The following is a 15604-nucleotide window of genomic DNA, read 5'->3' as shown; positions in this document are numbered from 1 at the left end:
CTCTCTCGAGGGGTCTGCTCTCCGACCAGGCGCTGGAAGACATTTGCTTGGAGAACCAAGGATCCTTTAACATTCCAAGCATGACCCTTACCGAACGCGAGCGGGACATCGTCGACCTGCTGCGGGCTGAGCCCCTCCTGGACGCGGCAGCCATCGCGGAGCGGACGGGTTCGACGAAGGCAGCCGTCTCCGTGCACCTGTCCAACCTCACCCGCAAGGGAGCCATCCTCGGGCGGGGTTACGTGGTTCGCCCGGAGGCACACTCCGTGGTGGTGGTGGGCGGCGCCAACATGGACATCAAGGCCCACTCCAGCCACGCCATCGAGCTGCGCACCTCCAACCCCGGAGCGGCCATCAGCACCCCCGGGGGCGTGGGGCGCAACATCGCGGAGAACCTCGCCCGGCTGGGCAGCCCGACGCACCTCGTGGCCCCGGTCGGCCACGACGCCTTCGGCGACGAGATCGTCGCGGCCACCCGTGCCGCCGGCGTGGTGGTCGACCACATGATCGCCTCGGACGACCCCACCGGCAGCTACCTCGCCGTGCTCGACGCCTCTGGCGAGCTGGTGGTCGCGGTGTCGAACATGAGGGCCACCGACCGGTTGACCGTCCGTCAGCTGATGCGCTCTCGCGACCTGCTCAGCCATGCCGACCTCCTGGTGCTGGACGGCAACATCCCGGAGGCGCCCGCCGCCTGGCTGCTCGACTTCGCTGCGGCGGTGAAGGTCCCGGTGGTGATGGACCCCGTCAGCGTGGCCAAGGCCCGGCCGCTGGCGCACCTGCTGTCACCGCAGCGCCCCCTGTTGGCGCTCACGCCCAACCTCGACGAGCTGTCCGCCATCGTGGGGGAGGCCGTGCCGCAGACCCGCGCCGACATCACGCGTGCTGCACGACGGCTGCACGACGTCGGCGTCACCAACGTCTGGGTGCGCCGCGGCGTGCGCGGCAGCCTGCTCAGCAGCCTGGGTGACACCGGGCGCGCGACCGTCGTCACCCTTCCCGCGCCGCCCGTGAAGCCCGTGGATGTCACCGGCGCGGGCGACTCGATGACAGCGGCCTTCGTGCACGCCCTGATGCGCGGTGACGCGCCAGCCGACGCGGCCCGGTTCGGGCAGATGGCGGCCGCGCTCACCGTTGCCAGCCCCGAGACCGTCCGTCCCGACCTCACCGCCCGCCTCATCGACGCAGAGCTCAGAAAGGCGCTGCGCCGCAAGTCCAAGGAGAACCGATGAACGCCCCCCACCCCTCGCTCCAGCTCACCACCGAGGTGGCCGAGGCCCTCGCGAACGGCCGGCCGGTCGTCGCGCTCGAGAGCACGATCATCAGCCACGGCATGCCCTACCCCCGCAACGTGGAGATGGCCCTCGAGGTCGAGCAGATCATCCGCGACGGCGGAGCGGTGCCTGCGACGATCGCGGTCCTCGACGGCATACCGCGCATCGGCCTGACGCGCGACGAGCTCGAGACCCTCGCCACCCACCCCGATGTCGCCAAGGTGAGCATCCGCGACCTTCCCTATGTCGTGGCCCGCAAGGCCCACGGCGCCACCACGGTGGCCAGCACGATGCGGCTTGCCGCCCTCGCGGGCATCCGCGTCTTCGTGACAGGCGGCCTCGGGGGAGTGCACCGCGGAGCCGCGACGAGCTTCGACATCTCGGCCGACCTCACGGAGCTCGGCCAGACCGACGTCGCGGTGGTCAGCGCGGGCGTGAAGTCGATCCTCGACATCGGCCTGACCCTCGAGTCGCTCGAGACCCTCGGTGTGCCGGTCGTCGTCGTCGGCTCCGACGAGTTCCCCTCCTTCTACTCGCGCGAGAGCGGCCACCCTGCCCCGATGCGGGTCGACTCGGCGCAGGACCTCGCGGCGATGATGCAGGCCAAGTGGTCGCTGGGCCTCGCCGGAGGAATCGCCGTCACCAACCCGGTCCCCGCCGAGGACGAGATCCCGGCTGCCGAGATCGGTGTGCTCATCGACCAGGCGCTCGCGGAGTGCGACGAGCGCGGCATCCACGGCAAGGACATCACCCCGTTCCTCCTCGGCCGCATCGTCGAGCTGTCGGGTGGCGCCAGCCTGGAGACCAACATCGCGCTGGTGCGGAACAACGCCCGGCTGGGAGCCGCGCTCGCGGCGGCATACCAGCGCCTCGCCTGACCTGAACCACTCCTCCCACCTTTATCGGGTCTAGGGACAAACGCCGGCTTCACCCGCTAACCGTTCCCGGGTGAAGCCGACCCAAGTCCCTAAACCCGATAAAGGCGGGACAAGCCGGAGGTATGCCGTGGGGCCGGCTCCACGGCGTGCGTCCACGGTGCGGGTCGGTCGTCGATGGGTGGGCCGGGGGCGGGTAGCCTCATCGGGTACTCATCCGGCACCACGATGGAGAAGTCTGTGGCCACGATTGACGCAGTAGGCGCCCGCGAGATCCTCGACTCGCGCGGCAACCCCACGGTCGAGGTCGAGGTGGCCCTCGACGACGGCACCCTCGCACGCGCGGCTGTTCCGTCGGGCGCCTCGACCGGCGCGTTCGAGGCCGTCGAGCGTCGTGACGGCGACAAGAACCGCTACCTGGGCAAGGGGGTCCAGAAGGCCGTCGATGCCGTCCTCGACGACATCAACCCCAAGCTCGTCGGCTACGAGGCCAGCGAGCAGCGGCTCATCGACGGCGTCATGCTCGGTCTCGACGGCACCGACAACAAGGGCAAGCTCGGCGCCAACGCCATTCTCGGGGTGTCGCTCGCCGTGGCCAAGGCCGCCGCCGAGTCCGCCGGGCTCCCGCTGTTCCGCTACCTCGGTGGCCCGAACGCGCACGTCCTGCCCGTCCCGATGATGAACATCCTCAACGGTGGCAGCCATGCCGACTCCAACGTCGACGTCCAGGAGTTCATGATCGCCCCGATCGGCGCCGAGTCGTTCCGTGAGGCGCTGCGCTGGGGTGCAGAGGTCTACCACTCGCTCAAGGGCGTGCTCAAGGAGCGCGGCCTGGCCACGGGCCTGGGCGACGAGGGTGGCTTCGCGCCCAACCTCGACTCCAACAGGGCCGCCCTCGACCTCATCCTCGAGGCGATCGAGAAGGCGGGCTACGAGGCGGGCACCCAGATCGCCCTCGCCCTCGACGTCGCGGCGAGCGAGTTCCACAACGAGGACGGCACCTACCAGTTCGAGGGTGCCGCGAAGTCTTCTGCCGAGATGGTCGACTACTACGCCGGCCTGGTCGACTCCTACCCCCTGGTGTCCATCGAGGACCCGCTCGACGAGGACGACTGGGACGGCTGGAAGGCCATGACCGACCGCCTCGGCGACCGCGTCCAGCTCGTCGGCGACGACCTGTTCGTGACCAACCCGGTGCGCCTGCAGCGTGGCATCGAGTCGGGCACGGCCAACGCCCTGCTGGTCAAGGTCAACCAGATCGGCTCGCTCACCGAGACCCTCGACGCCGTCGACCTGGCCCACCGCAACGGCTATCGCTGCATGATGAGCCACCGCTCCGGCGAGACCGAGGACGTCACCATCGCCGACCTCGCGGTTGCCACCAACTGTGGCCAGATCAAGACCGGCGCGCCGGCACGGTCCGAGCGGGTCGCCAAGTACAACCAGCTGCTGCGCATCGAGGAGGAGCTCGACGACGCCGCTGTGTATGCCGGTGCCGGCGCCTTCCCGAGGTTCGTGGCCCAGGCCTGACGGCCGGCGGCCAGGCACACCAGGCAAAACACCCGGCAAGACACCAGGCACGACACCAGGGGAACTCACGATGGCTGACTCGGGACACGGCACGAGCGGGAAGGGCAAGCCCGTCCGCCGGCCTGCCCCGGCGCGCGCGGGGTCGCCCCGGGCCGCCCGTCAGGGTGCGCCACGGTCCACCTCGGCCCGACCGGGCGCCGGACCGGGCCGGTCACGGGCGACCGCCTCGGGGGCCGCGCGCAAGGTGGCAGGGAGCCCGGTGTCTCCCGAGCGACGCAGCTCGCGGGGCGTCCTGCGAGTGGTCGTGCTCGCGTCGATCTTCGTCCTCCTCGCGGTCACCCTCGTCCCGACGCTGCGCTCCTACCTTCGGCAGCAGGGCGAGATCGACGCCCTTCGCGGACAGGTCACCGAGCAGCGCCAGGGGGTCAGCGACCTGCAGAAGGAACAGGCCCGCTGGAACGACGACGAGTACGTCATGCAGCAGGCGCGGGAGCGGCTGAAGTTCGTCAAGGTCGGTGAGAAGTCCTACACCGTGATCGACGGCAAGCCCTCGACCAAGGCGCTGCCGGGGGTCGCGAAGGCCTCGGCCGCTTCGAACGACAACCCCTGGTACGGCCGGCTGTGGGAGTCCGTCCAGGTAGCCGACGCCGGGCCGGCCGCGAACGGCACCGCCGGGCCCGGAGCGTCGTCGGGCGCAGGCGCGAACGGCACGACCAGCTCGACCAGCTCGGCCAAGTGAGCGACCAGCCGACCCTGGCTGACCTGGACGCCGTGCAGGCCCAGCTCGGCAGGGTGCCTCGAGGCGTCGCCGCCGTCGCACATCGCTGTCCCTGCGGCGCACCCGACGTCCTCAAGACCGAGCCGCGCCTGCCGGATGGCACCCCGTTCCCGACGACCTTCTACGCCACCTGCCCCAAGCTGACCGGAGCCATCTCGACCCTCGAGTCCGTCGGGGTCATGAAGGAGATGACCGACCGGCTCGCCGAGGACGCCGACCTGGCCGCCGCCTATGCCGCAGCCCACGACGACTACCTCGCGCGGCGCTCCGAGCTCGGACAGGTCGCCGAGATCGAGGGGATCTCGGCGGGCGGCATGCCGACCAGGGTCAAGTGCCTGCACGTCCTCATCGCGCACTCCCTCGCGGTCGGGCCGGGCGTGAACCCGCTCGGCGACGAAGCCCTCGCCATGCTCGACCACTGGTGGGCGTCTGGCTCGTGCGTGCCCGACGAGGAGCTTGCCGCGGTCCGCGCGGGGCTGCCTGCGGACGGGGCGTGAGTGCGGTGACGAGGGTCGCGGCGATCGACTGCGGCACGAACTCGATCAGGCTGCTCGTCGCCGATGTCGACCCGGTCACGAGGACCCTCGTCGACGTCCTGCGCCGCATGGAGGTGGTGCGCCTCGGCTATGGCGTGGACCGCACCGGGCGCATCGACCCGGTCGCCATGGAGCGGACCCTGGCGATGGCCGGCGAGTATGCCGCTCAGTGCCGCGAGCTTGGCGCGGAGCGGGTTCGCTTCGTGGCCACGTCCGCGTCCCGGGACGCGTCCAACGCCGACGAGTTCGTTGCCGGTGTCCGAGAGTCCTTCTCCCACTACGGAATCGCGCCCGAGGTCATCTCCGGTGACGAGGAGGCCGCCCTGTCGTTCGGGGGATCGACGGGCGAGCTGAAGGCACACGGCATACCCGGTCCCTATCTCGTGGTGGACCTCGGAGGTGGCTCCACCGAGTTCGTCCGCGGCGAGGACGCTGTCGAGGCCGCGCGCTCGGTCAACATCGGGTGCGTCCGGATGACCGAGCGGCACCTGCGGTCCGACCCACCCACGGATGCCGAGATCGCCGCAGCCGTCAGCGACATCAACGCCGCGATCGACCTGGCAGCCGAGCGTGTCGAGTTCAGCGGGGTGAGCGCGCTGGTCGGTCTGGCCGGGACCGTCACCACCATCACGGCCCATGCCCTGGGACTCGAGACCTACGACCCCGAGCGGATCCACCTCAGCGAGCTGACGTCCACCGAGGTCCTCGCCGCCTGCGAGTCGCTCCTGCACATGACGCGCGCGGAGCGGGCGGCCCTGGGCTTCATGCACCCCGGACGGGTCGACGTCATCGGTGCCGGGGCGCTGATCTGGCACGAGGTGGTGGGCAGGTTGGCCGGCCTCGGCCTGGATCGTGTCATCACCTCCGAGCACGACATCCTCGACGGGATCGCCCTCTCCGTCGCAGAGTGAACCTCGACTTGTTGCGTCCTCGTGGTCACCGGGCGGGGGTTTCGGGCCTCTTTTGACGACCTGCCGGCAACAAGTCGGAGAGGCCGCTCCAGACCGTCGACACGACGATCTCGGTGGCGTCCTGCGCGGACACGTCGGGGCGGCGGATGCGCCACACGGCCACCCGTTCGCACGCACCGATGATCACCTCGACGTAGCCCTCGAGCAGGTGGTCGGGGACGCCGGCCAGGGCGGGTGCGGCGCGGAAGGTGGCCATGGTCGCGGCCGACTGCTGTTCGCGGATGCTCTCGATGAGCGGGCTGGCCTGCGTGGCCACCACGCCCTCCTGCTGGATGAGGACGAAGGCCGTGGCGTGCTCGTCGATGAACGCGAAGAAGGCGGCGACTCCCGCCCGCAACACCACCTCGAGGGGCGCCTCGTCACCGACCCCCAGCCAGGCCGCCTCGGTGGCCACCCGCAGCTGGGTCCTGGCATTGGTGATGCACGCCGAGAGCAGGCCCTCCTTGGAGCCGAAGTACTCGTAGATCAGCGGCTTGGTGACGCCGACGCGCTCCGCGATGTCCTCCATGGTGGTTGCCTGGAAACCGCGCTCGGCGAAGACCTCCTCGGCGACCCGAAGGATCTGCTCCTCGCGCTGGGCGCGGGGCATCCGCACGCGCGGTGCCCGGGGGGCGGCCGAGGTCTTCATCACTCGCGAACTGTACCCCGGGAGGGCTCAAACTTACTGATGGTAAGTTGGCCGCATGGCGACCCCTCACCACCGAGTGGCCATCATAGGGACCGGCTTCTCCGGGCTCGGTATGGCGATCCGGCTGGCTCAGCGCGCCGACCACGACTACGTCGTCCTCGAGAAGGCGGACGACGTCGGCGGCACCTGGCGCGACAACCGCTATCCCGGGTGTGCCTGCGACGTCCCCTCGCGGCTCTACTCCTTCTCGTTCGCCCAGTTCCCTTCGTGGTCCAGGGACTTCGCGACCGCGCCGGAGATCTGGGGCTACCTGCGCGACGTCGCCGATCGGTATGCCGTCCGCGACCGGATCGAGTTCGGTGCCGACCTGCGGGCGGCCGAGTTCGACGAGGACGCGAGGCGGTGGACGCTCACCGCTGCCGACGGAAGGCAGTGGACGTGCGACGCGCTGGTCCTCGGGGTCGGTGCCCTGCATGAGCCCAAGCTGCCCGACATCGAGGGGCTCGACGCCTTCGAGGGCGAGGTCATGCACACGGCGCAGTGGCCGGCGCAGGCCGAGCTCGATGGCAAGCGGGTGGCTGTCGTCGGCACCGGTGCGAGCGCCGTGCAGCTGATCCCCGAGGTGGCGCCGCGCGCCGCACACACCACCGTCTTCCAGCGCACGGCCGCCTGGACGCTGACCAAGCACGACCAGGAGTGGAGCCCTCGACGCCAGCGGTTGTTCGCCCGCTGGCCCGCGGTGCAGCGACTGGTGCGCTGGCGCACCTACTGGGCGCTGGAGGCGCGGGCGCCGATGTTCGTGCGGCTGCCGGGCCTGGCCAGGCTCGTCCAGCGCCTTGCGCTGCGCGAGCTCGCCCGTGCAGTGCCTGACCCGGCGACCCGGGCGCGGCTGACCCCCGACTACACGATCGGCTGCAAACGGATCCTGCTGTCCAACGACTACTGGCCGACCTTCGCCCGCGACGACGTCAGCCTCGTCACCGAGGCGATCACGCGCGTCGAGCCGCGTGCCGTGGTCACCTCCGAGGGTCGTCACGAGGTGGATGTCCTGGTCCTGGGCACTGGCTTCGACGTGAGCGGCAGCACGGACCGCATCGACATCCGGGGGCTGGACGGTCGCACGCTGAGCGAGGCGTGGAGCGGGGGGATGCACACCCACCTCGGCATCACCGTCGCCGGTTTCCCCGAGCTCTACCTCCTGCTCGGGCCCAACACCGGGTTGGGCCACAACAGCGTCGTGACGATGATCGAGTTCGCGACCGGCTACGTCCTGAAGGCGATCGAGCAGGGGCGTCGTGGTGCGCGCGTCACGACCCAACAGGCGCAGGATGCCTTCACCCGCGAGATGCTGTCCCGGTCCCGGCACACGGTGTGGGCGACAGGGTGCCGCAGCTGGTACCTCGACCGGTTCGGCAACAACACCAGCCTGTGGCCGGGGACCACCGTCGGCTACTGGTGGCGCACCCGCTCCGTCGATGGTTCTCACTTCGCCCGAGTCGGCGACCGTCCCCCCACGCCGCCGCGCTCCGACGAGCCGCCCGTCGAACAGCCGCCCTCCGAGCAGCCACCCGCCCAACAGTCAAGGGATTCCGTTGATGCACAAGCGATCTGAGCGCCACACCTTCGCGCCGAAGGTCTCCATCGTCACGGGTGGGGCCTCGGGGATCGGCCGGGCCATCGCGGCCGAGCTGATCGCCAGGGGCAGTCACGTGGTGATCGCCGACGTCAACGGCGAGGCAGCCGCCCGCACCGCGACCGAGCTCGGCGCCCGGGCCAGTGCTGCCACGCTCGACGTCGTCGACGGGGCGGCCGTCAGGGCACTCGTGCAGCAGGTGGTCACGGACCACGGACGGCTCGACGTGATGGTCAACAACGCCGGAGTCGCCATCGGTGGGCTCCTCGAGGAGCTCGACGAACGGCACTGGACCAAGGCGCTGGACGTCAACCTGCGAGGCGTGATCAACGGGGTCACGGCGGCATACGAGGTCATGCGTGCGCAGGGGAGCGGACACATCCTCAACACCGCGTCACTGGCAGGGCTCATCCCGGCGCCGGCGATGCTGCCCTACACGACCACGAAGCACGCCGTCGTCGGCCTGTCGACGGCCCTGCGCGCGGAGGCCGCGAGCCAGGGCGTGCGGGTGAGCGTGCTGTGCCCCGGCTTCGTCGACACCCCGATGCTCGACGACCTCTACGAGGCGCCCGCCAGCTTTGGCGGCAGCAGCGTGCGCTCGCGGGTCCGCCTGCTCCAGCCCAGGTTCCTGACCGCCGAGGGCACGGCGACCCGAGCCGTCGACGGGCTTGCGGCTAACAAGGCGGTCATCCCCGTGGGGGCGATGGCCCACGTGACCTGGCGAGGGCTGCGCTACGTGCCAGGGCTGACCCGGGCGCTCATCCAGGCACAGGCAGGCGGCGCCCGGAGGCTGGTCGAACGGTCCGCGGACAGGGCTGCGTCGCGCGCCTGACGTCAGCCTGCAGGAGCTCGGCGCGGCACGCGCACGCGGCGGGCCGCAGGGTGCGCGCGGCTGGCCGGTGCAGGTGCGTCAGTTGCCGTTCGAGAGACCGACGAGCAGCAGGACGCAGGCCCCGGCGGCGAGCACGAACAGCACCGCGATCCCAGCGACAACTCCCAGCACGATGAAGCGGGTCTTCTCCACCACCAGGCCCGCGATGAACGCCGCGAACAGCCCGAGGTCGAGCCCGAGCGTGGAGAACTGACCCACCTCCGGGGGCAGCGACAGGGCATCGCCGACGGCGCGCGGGACCGCCTGGAGCGCGCCGGCGACGAACAGCACGGGCAGGCACAGGAGCACGCCCATCCAGAACTTGAAGACGTTGGACCGGCCGCGGCGCGGTGGCTTCCACGCCCCACCCGGAGGGTGGGCGGGCGGTTGCCCCGGCGGCAGGCCCGGCGGCAGGCCCGCGGGCTGGCCGCCGGGAGCACCCCCACGCGGCCGGCCGTACGGGTTGGCCGGAGGTTGCTGTCCGTACGGGTTCTCTGGTGGTTGCTCTGACATGACCGGTCCCTCTCACACGATCCACAGGTAGACGCCGGTGCAGGCGGCTACAGCCAGCAAGACCAGGTAGGCCAGGACGAGGCGGGTGTCGCCGAGCTTGCACTTGGAGCGCAGCAGCCCGTCGCGCCGGGCGCGGGCATAGCCGACGATGGCCAGCACCGCGAAGCCGAGCAGCGCCACGGGCCCCAGCACCCAGCCGAGCAGCGCGACCGTCGCGAAGACACACAGCCGCAACGGGTCGTACGGCGGCGCGGGCTCGGCGGCCGACTGGTCGGCGTGGGGTGGCGAGACCTGGCGCGGGTCAGGTCCGCTGGTCATGACCTGGCCCCCTGAGCCATCGGCAGCCCCGCCGCCGTCGAGATCCGTTGCTGCGACAGGGGACGCCACGCCTGGACGGCGCAGAACGGCGCGCACTGGTGCCCGCCCTCGTCACTCACCGTCGCGACGTGGACGCAGCACTGGGTGAGCCGCTCCTCGATCATCGTGTTCATGTCCATGAACGGCTTCACCGTGATGCGGAGAACGCGTTCGCCGAGCAGCGCCCGGAGCTTCTCGCGCTGGCCCGGGAGCCGTCCCGCGGCCAGCGTCGCGAGGGTGCCGATCCCGAGGTCACAGCCGCTGCAGACGTCGCGCCAGATGTCAGCCATCGACGGGTGGGACAGCGATGACTGCTCCGAGAGCAGGTCGAGCAGGGACTGCTTCACCGCCGTCCGCAAGGAGACCGGCAGCGCGTCGTCGGCGATCCGGTTGGCGAGCACGTCGGGCTCGAGGTCGAGCCACTGCTTGAGGCGTTCGTGACCGACGAGGGAGACGAGCGAGCGCCACGTGCCCGAGTCGTCGCGCAACAGGTAGCCCACCGAGCAGCAGTGCGGGTGTGAGCAGGGCAGCGCGGTCAGGTCGCGCCAGGTCACCACGCCCGCGGTCTGTCCTTCCAGCCGGGCCAGCACCCCGGTGTGCGTGAGCCGGTCGTGCGCGTCGATTCCGGCACTGCGCCCGGAGCCGAAGACCGGCTGGATCGTCACCCCGCCGACGTGCGGCGTGTCGAGGGCACGCTTGACCACGAACCCGATCTCGTCGTCGTTCACCCCCAGCGCCGCGGTCATCGTCAGGGTGGTGAAGACGCCAGCGCCGGAGAGGCGGTCGATCGCCTGTTCCTTGAACCGGCGCAGGTCCGCGCCCCGGTGGTGGGTGGACGCCTGGGCCGACTCGCCGTCGTACTGCAGGTAGACCTCGACCCGCTCGCGGTGGCGCCGCAGCAGGTCGAGCATGGCGTCGTCCCTGGCGATGGTCAGGCCGTTGGTGTTGACCAGCACTCGCACGATCGGTCGGGCCGCGACGGCGTCGAGCAGCTCGGCCAGCCAGGGGTACAGCGTCGGTTCGCCCCCGCTGAGCATGAGGACGTCGATTCGACCGTTCTCACGGGAGAGGCGCGCGTCGATCGAGGCCAGCACCTGGGCCAGCGGCACCACCGAGGCCAGGGCTGGCGCCGACGCGGCGAAGCAGGTCGGGCACTTGAGGTTGCAGTGGTCGAGCAGGTCCTCGAGCAGGATGCAGGTGTGTTGGGTCTGCATCTCCGGCAAACCGTCGGCATAGGCCGCAGGCACCGGCGCGAAGTTGCCCACGACATCCGGCGTGTGCACCTTGGTCGGCGCGGTCCACTGCTCCAGGTAGGTCAGGATCTCCGGTGACTCGTCGTACAGAGTGCGCACCAGGCCGTGCGAGGCGCAGCCGCGTTCCAGCCAGATCCGGCCGTCCCGTTCCACGAGCCACCCCGACAGCCGGACCACCTCGGCCAGCGGACGGTCTGGTCGCTCCTCGTGGCACAGCGGGCAGAAGGCGTTGACGTAACGGTGGATGCGGTCGCCACGCAACGGCATACCGGGACCGGTGCGGGTGCTCACGCGACCACTGTCTCGTGCCGCAGGCCCCGGAAGGCGCCACGACGCGCCTGCACCACGATGCGGGCGAGCACCAACGGCACCGTCACCGCCAGGAACAGCTGGGGTCGGGTCAGCCCGAGCCAGACGACCTCGTTGCCCCGGACGTACTCGAGCAGGAAGCGGGCGATGCCATAGGCGGCGAGGTACCAGACCAGCAGCTCGCCGCTCGGCACCGGCCGGTGGCGCAGCCACCACCAGATCGCTGCGAACGCGGCGGCGTGGAAGACGATCTCGTAGACGAAGGACGGGTGCAGGGGTATGCCGGCCGGCCCGCCCGTGCGCGCCGCCGCGGCCTGGTCGAGGGTGATCCCCCAGGACGTGCCGGTCGGAGTCCCGGGCAGCTCCGTGAGCAGGCAGCCGATCCGTCCCACGGCCATGCCCAGGGCCACGGCGGGGGCGAACAGGTCACCGGTGCGCGGCTGGTAGCCGCACAGGCGCTTGGCGACGTGGACGCCGGCCCAGGCGCCGACCAGGCCGCCCAGGATGCTGCGGTTGCCGTAGGCCCACTGCTCGGCCAGCGAGGCGTTCTCTCGCAGGTCGACGTGCTGCAGCCAGGTGCCGAGGCGCATGAAGACGGCACCGCCGACCAGCCCGCCGGTGACCACCACGAGAAGCCGCTCGTCCGTCGCGCCACGCCGTCGCGCCTCGAGCGCGAAGATGCCCATGGCCGTGAGCACCCCGAGCGCGACGAAGACAGCGTGCGTGTCGACGTCGAGCTCGAACCCGAGCAGGTCCCCGAGTGTCGGAAACACGGCCGCCCCCTTCTGGTCGGGGCCCCAGCGTGGCACGGATGAACCATGGAACGACGGCGGCGCGCGCGCGGCATACTTGGCCCGCCCCCGTGGCCCAACTGGCAGAGGCAGGCGACTTAAAATCGCCACAGGTGCGGGTTCGATCCCCGTCGGGGGCACCGTCGGCGGCTCGCGCCCGTCAGCCCAACCCCGTCGGTCCCGTCAGTCCAGACCCGTCAGTCCAGGGAGCACGGGATCCTGGTGGCCTGCGCCGCGGCCTTGTCAAAGGCGGCGAGCTGCTTCTCGCCGGTCTTCCAGTTCTTGCGCCACGCGGCTGTCGCCTGGGCAGGGGTGAGGTGACCCATGCGCAACATCTCCATGTCGTGCACGTGGTGTTCCCACGTGGACACGGCGGAGCGCGCCTTGGCGAGTGCCTTGCTGCGGGCCGTGATGGCACTGCCGCAGCTCTTGATCGCGACGACCTCCCCGTAGGGCGCGGCGTTGGCAACGGTCGGATCGAGCGCGGGACAGACGGCCGCGTTCGCTGCGAGCTCCTTGTCGGCTTGGCGGAAGGCCTTGGCGTTCTGGGTCGCCTTGACGCGGGTCTCGTCCCAGAAGGTCGTCGCCACCGAGAGGGAGATCTTGCCCGCGACCAGCAGGTTCATGGCGTCGATGTGCTTGTCGAACTGGGCCAGGGACACCTCTGCCGCGCTCAGCGGAGCCTGTTGGCGCAGGTTGGCCAGCCGGCACGTCTCAGCGGCCGCCGCCAGCCCCACCGCTGCGGTCGACACGGCCGCCGGCGTCTGGCTGGGCGTGGCAGGCGACGGGCTGGAGGTGGCGGGGGTGGTGGCCCCGAGGGGCGCGGCATACCCCGTGGTGGGAGCCGGGGGGCGAGGGCTGGCTCCGTCGTCGCCGCCGAAGACCTGGCGCATCGCGATCAAGGGCAGGACCAGCGCGAGAACGCAGGCGAGGACCAGGAGGATGACTCGGCCCGGGGTGTACGGTGCCGGCTCGTCGTCGAAGGACATGGCTCTCACCTGCTCTCAAAGGGGGACGATCCAGTATTTGCACTCTCCCGGCCACACCACGTCCCTCAGAAGGATCAGGGCACGTCACCCAAATGGTGGACAGGTCACCCAAATGGCGGAAATGGGACCACGGCGCTGGCCTCGACCCTGTGGATGGGAACTTCCAGGGTGTCCCCGCACGTACTCTGGGGTGAGCGGCCGACCGCAGGACCGCCCTACGCCTCCAAGGAGACACGCATGGCCAGCAACCCGGTGTTCGACCGGATCGAGAAGGAATCCCGTCAGGGCTACGCCGGGTTCGGCCGCGGTGGAGCACCCGCCCAGCAGGCTCCGGCCGGCATGGCCGCGACGGACGGCATGACGAGCCAGCAGCTGCAGGACCTCTACAACCAGCCCGCCGCCGGCCCCGTCCAGACCAAGCGCCTCACCATCGACGACGTCGTCATGAAGACGACCGGCCTGTTCGCGATCGTGCTCGTCATGGCTGTCGTCGGCTGGCAGCTGACCCCCCGCTACGGCATCGGCCTCATGCTGGGCGGCATCGCCGTGACGCTCGTCCTCGGTCTGGTCATCGCGTTCAAGAAGACGATCAGCGTGCCGCTCATCGTCACCTACGCCGTGGTCGAGGGCCTGTTCGTCGGTGCGATCAGCAACTACTACAGCCTGGCCTTCGACCCGCCCGAGCAGACAGACATCTTCCGCGGAATCGTGGCCCAGGCGGTCATCGCGACCCTGTCCGTCTTCGCCGGCACCCTGCTGGCCTACAAGACGGGGCTCATCAAGGTCACCGCGAAGTTCCGCCGCATCGTCACCATGGCCGTGATCGGCTATGCGATCTTCTCGCTGATCAACCTCGCCTACGCCTGGATCGGCAACCACGCCTTCGGGATCGGTGGCACCGGCGCGTTGGGCATCGGCATCTCGCTGTTCGCCATCGGGCTGGCCGCGGCGATGCTCGCGGTCGACTTCGACTCGATCGACCGGGCCATTGCCGCTGGAGCTCCCGAGAAGTACTCGTGGCTGCTGGCGCACGGCCTCATCGTCACGATCGTGTGGCTCTACCTCGAGATCCTGCGCCTGCTCGGGCGTCTGCGCAGCAACTAGCGTGGCCCCGAAATCACCTGTCCCGCAGGAGGTTTCGGCACAACTTCAACGCGTGGTCCGGCGGTGGCAGCAGCTGCCGCTGGACCGCGCGTTGTCGGGTATGCCGCGGGTGCGGCTGCTGCTCGCCGACCTCGCCGGCGCCGCTGGCCCGGTTCCGGACCTCGGACCAGCGGTGGTCATGGACCAGCTGACCGTCCTGGTCTACGACGCGTGCGAGTCGGGCGGGGCGGCGGCGTCCCCTCTGGCCCAGCGCCTCGCTGACCTGCTCCGCGAACTCACCTGACCCGGCACGCCTGGTTGCCTTGGGGCTTCGGCTGTGGACGACGGGTGCCGTATCGGCGCCGTATCTGGTGCCGTATCTGGTTGCGTTGCAACGGTTTTCGTGATCGTTGGACTGTCGGACCTGGTTGTTAGGTTGGTTTCATGGGTGGGGGGATGTCGTTCGAGGAGCGGCGCGCGGCGGTGGAGCTGGCGTGCCGTGCCCTGACCGGGGTCGAGGGTGAGCTGTGGGCGGCGGGCGGGGTCGAGCTGGGTGGGTTCGCGTCGCTGCTCGACCAGCTGGGGGTGCGGGCCGACGCGGCCCGGGTGGAGGTGCTGGCCGAGGCGGTCGACCGGGGTGAGGCCGGGTCGGGCCGGACCGGGGCGCACGCCTGGCTCCTGGAGCGGTCGCCGTCCCTGCGGGCGGGTGGGTCGGCGCGGGTGGTGCGGGTGGCCGAGGCCGCCCACGACGACCGGTATGCCGGGTTGACCGCCGCCGTGCGTGAGGCGCGGGTGCCGCTGGTGACGGCGGTGGTGGTGGTGGAGGAGTTCGAGCGGCTCGCGCCTCGCCTGGCCGCCGGGGCTGACGGGCCGGTGCTGGCCGGGCTGGTCGAGGTGGCGTCGTGGGGGCGTCCCAGGGACGTGCGCGGGCTGCGGGAGCGCCTGGTGGCGGAGTACGGGGCCGAGGGTGAGTTCCAGGGTGAGCAGGACCGCGCCCATGAGCAGCGGTCGTTGTCGCAGCCGTCCGCGGACGGCACCGGGCTGTTCGAGTGCGCGATGGCGGTCGACGCCGAGGCGAAGGCGGTCATCGAGGCCGCCGTGCAGGGACTGTCGGCGCCCCGGCCGGCGCAGGGTGAGCCGGACCGGCGCCCGTCGGGGCAGCGGCGGATGGACGCCCTGTTGGAGGTGCTGCGCCGCGGGGTCGCCTCCGCCG

17 protein-coding genes and 1 tRNA gene are annotated in these 15604 nt (G+C 70.8%); 12 read left to right on the top strand and 6 right to left on the bottom strand.

The window, feature by feature from the left end; translation table 11 throughout:
* The first annotated feature begins 80 nt into the window (after positions 1–80).
* The 6 genes from AC1DXJ_RS18920 (at position 81) to AC1DXJ_RS18895 (ending at position 5904) form a co-directional block, all read left to right on the top strand.
* On the top strand, positions 81–1232 hold the full coding sequence (locus AC1DXJ_RS18920; RefSeq protein ID WP_477614706.1) for a PfkB family carbohydrate kinase: 1152 nt from the start codon (positions 81–83) through the stop codon (positions 1230–1232).
* Positions 1229–2152: a pseudouridine-5'-phosphate glycosidase gene (locus AC1DXJ_RS18915; RefSeq protein WP_477633069.1), complete on the top strand. Its 924-nt coding sequence runs from the start codon at positions 1229–1231 to the stop codon at positions 2150–2152. Before AC1DXJ_RS18920 ends, AC1DXJ_RS18915 begins: the two co-directional genes overlap by 4 nt.
* Before the next feature lie 237 nt (positions 2153–2389).
* Positions 2390–3679 (top strand): phosphopyruvate hydratase, encoded by a 1290-nt coding sequence (gene eno / locus AC1DXJ_RS18910; RefSeq protein ID WP_477614708.1) that lies wholly within the window; start codon positions 2390–2392, stop codon positions 3677–3679.
* Positions 3680–3749: 70 nt separating this feature from the next.
* Positions 3750–4418 carry an FtsB family cell division protein gene (locus tag AC1DXJ_RS18905; RefSeq protein ID WP_477637667.1) on the top strand — a complete coding sequence of 223 codons (669 nt, stop codon included), beginning with the start codon at positions 3750–3752 and terminating at the stop codon, positions 4416–4418.
* Positions 4415–4954, top strand: coding sequence for a DUF501 domain-containing protein (locus AC1DXJ_RS18900; protein ID WP_477637666.1), 540 nt, complete (start codon positions 4415–4417; stop codon positions 4952–4954). Before AC1DXJ_RS18905 ends, AC1DXJ_RS18900 begins: the two co-directional genes overlap by 4 nt.
* Before the next feature lie 5 nt (positions 4955–4959).
* Positions 4960–5904 (top strand): Ppx/GppA phosphatase family protein, encoded by a 945-nt coding sequence (locus AC1DXJ_RS18895; RefSeq protein ID WP_477637688.1) that lies wholly within the window; start codon positions 4960–4962, stop codon positions 5902–5904.
* 25 nt (positions 5905–5929) lie between these two features.
* Here the strand turns inward: AC1DXJ_RS18895 and AC1DXJ_RS18890 are convergent, their stop codons facing one another.
* Complete coding sequence (locus AC1DXJ_RS18890; protein WP_477637687.1) at positions 5930–6592, bottom strand: TetR/AcrR family transcriptional regulator; 663 nt, start codon at positions 6590–6592, stop codon at positions 5930–5932.
* 55 nt (positions 6593–6647) lie between these two features.
* On the opposite strand from AC1DXJ_RS18890, the gene AC1DXJ_RS18885 reads away from it, so the two are divergent.
* Both AC1DXJ_RS18885 and AC1DXJ_RS18880 read left to right on the top strand, forming a co-directional pair.
* On the top strand, positions 6648–8204 hold the full coding sequence (locus AC1DXJ_RS18885) for a flavin-containing monooxygenase (protein WP_477637665.1): 1557 nt from the start codon (positions 6648–6650) through the stop codon (positions 8202–8204).
* Positions 8188–9057 carry an SDR family NAD(P)-dependent oxidoreductase gene (locus tag AC1DXJ_RS18880; RefSeq protein ID WP_477633074.1) on the top strand — a complete coding sequence of 290 codons (870 nt, stop codon included), beginning with the start codon at positions 8188–8190 and terminating at the stop codon, positions 9055–9057. Before AC1DXJ_RS18885 ends, AC1DXJ_RS18880 begins: the two co-directional genes overlap by 17 nt.
* A 78-nt stretch (positions 9058–9135) precedes the next feature.
* On the opposite strand, the gene AC1DXJ_RS18875 is transcribed toward AC1DXJ_RS18880, so the two are convergent.
* The 4 genes from AC1DXJ_RS18875 to AC1DXJ_RS18860 are packed head-to-tail and all read right to left on the bottom strand — an operon-like array spanning position 9136 to position 12301.
* Positions 9136–9609, bottom strand: coding sequence for a hypothetical protein (locus AC1DXJ_RS18875; RefSeq protein ID WP_477637664.1), 474 nt, complete (start codon positions 9607–9609; stop codon positions 9136–9138).
* A gap of 12 nt (positions 9610–9621) precedes the next feature.
* The gene (locus AC1DXJ_RS18870) at positions 9622–9927 is read right to left on the bottom strand and encodes a hypothetical protein (RefSeq protein WP_477637663.1); all 306 of its coding nucleotides are present in this window, start codon (positions 9925–9927) and stop codon (positions 9622–9624) included.
* Positions 9924–11510: a radical SAM protein gene (locus AC1DXJ_RS18865; RefSeq protein WP_477614716.1), complete on the bottom strand. Its 1587-nt coding sequence runs from the start codon at positions 11508–11510 to the stop codon at positions 9924–9926. Before AC1DXJ_RS18865 ends, AC1DXJ_RS18870 begins: the two co-directional genes overlap by 4 nt.
* Positions 11507–12301 carry a prolipoprotein diacylglyceryl transferase gene (locus AC1DXJ_RS18860; RefSeq protein ID WP_477637662.1) on the bottom strand — a complete coding sequence of 265 codons (795 nt, stop codon included), beginning with the start codon at positions 12299–12301 and terminating at the stop codon, positions 11507–11509. The genes AC1DXJ_RS18865 and AC1DXJ_RS18860 overlap by 4 nt, the downstream gene beginning before the upstream one ends.
* A gap of 83 nt (positions 12302–12384) precedes the next feature.
* Here AC1DXJ_RS18860 and AC1DXJ_RS18855 point away from each other — a divergent pair.
* Positions 12385–12459: transfer RNA gene (locus tag AC1DXJ_RS18855), tRNA-Leu, on the top strand.
* Positions 12460–12516: 57 nt separating this feature from the next.
* On the opposite strand, the gene AC1DXJ_RS18850 is transcribed toward AC1DXJ_RS18855, so the two are convergent.
* On the bottom strand, positions 12517–13308 hold the full coding sequence (locus AC1DXJ_RS18850; protein ID WP_477637661.1) for a hypothetical protein: 792 nt from the start codon (positions 13306–13308) through the stop codon (positions 12517–12519).
* A 237-nt stretch (positions 13309–13545) separates the two neighbouring features.
* Between AC1DXJ_RS18850 and AC1DXJ_RS18845 the strand changes: the two genes are divergently transcribed.
* The 3 genes from AC1DXJ_RS18845 to AC1DXJ_RS18835 form a co-directional block, all read left to right on the top strand.
* Complete coding sequence (locus tag AC1DXJ_RS18845; protein WP_477614719.1) at positions 13546–14412, top strand: Bax inhibitor-1/YccA family protein; 867 nt, start codon at positions 13546–13548, stop codon at positions 14410–14412.
* Positions 14413–14464: 52 nt separating this feature from the next.
* Positions 14465–14695, top strand: coding sequence for a hypothetical protein (locus AC1DXJ_RS18840; protein WP_477637660.1), 231 nt, complete (start codon positions 14465–14467; stop codon positions 14693–14695).
* A 140-nt stretch (positions 14696–14835) separates the two neighbouring features.
* Positions 14836–15604, top strand: a 769-nt coding sequence (locus AC1DXJ_RS18835; RefSeq protein WP_477637659.1) for a DUF222 domain-containing protein, incomplete at its 3' end; no start/stop codon positions are given.

Source organism: Pedococcus sp. P2_D9, from assembly GCF_056404275.1.
Note: the sequence above shows the minus strand (reverse complement) of the source record. Positions and strands in the feature narration are given on the sequence as shown.

Coding starts and splice junctions, on each gene's coding strand:
- AC1DXJ_RS18920 (WP_477614706.1), top strand. CDS start 81: ATGACCCTTACCGAACGCGAGCGGGACATCGTCGACCTGCTGCGGGCT.
- AC1DXJ_RS18915 (WP_477633069.1), top strand. CDS start 1,229: ATGAACGCCCCCCACCCCTCGCTCCAGCTCACCACCGAGGTGGCCGAG.
- AC1DXJ_RS18905 (WP_477637667.1), top strand. CDS start 3,750: ATGGCTGACTCGGGACACGGCACGAGCGGGAAGGGCAAGCCCGTCCGC.
- AC1DXJ_RS18890 (WP_477637687.1), bottom strand. CDS start 6,592: ATGAAGACCTCGGCCGCCCCCCGGGCACCGCGCGTGCGGATGCCCCGC.
- AC1DXJ_RS18885 (WP_477637665.1), top strand. CDS start 6,648: ATGGCGACCCCTCACCACCGAGTGGCCATCATAGGGACCGGCTTCTCC.
- AC1DXJ_RS18880 (WP_477633074.1), top strand. CDS start 8,188: ATGCACAAGCGATCTGAGCGCCACACCTTCGCGCCGAAGGTCTCCATC.
- AC1DXJ_RS18875 (WP_477637664.1), bottom strand. CDS start 9,609: ATGTCAGAGCAACCACCAGAGAACCCGTACGGACAGCAACCTCCGGCC.
- AC1DXJ_RS18870 (WP_477637663.1), bottom strand. CDS start 9,927: ATGACCAGCGGACCTGACCCGCGCCAGGTCTCGCCACCCCACGCCGAC.
- AC1DXJ_RS18850 (WP_477637661.1), bottom strand. CDS start 13,308: ATGTCCTTCGACGACGAGCCGGCACCGTACACCCCGGGCCGAGTCATC.
- AC1DXJ_RS18845 (WP_477614719.1), top strand. CDS start 13,546: ATGGCCAGCAACCCGGTGTTCGACCGGATCGAGAAGGAATCCCGTCAG.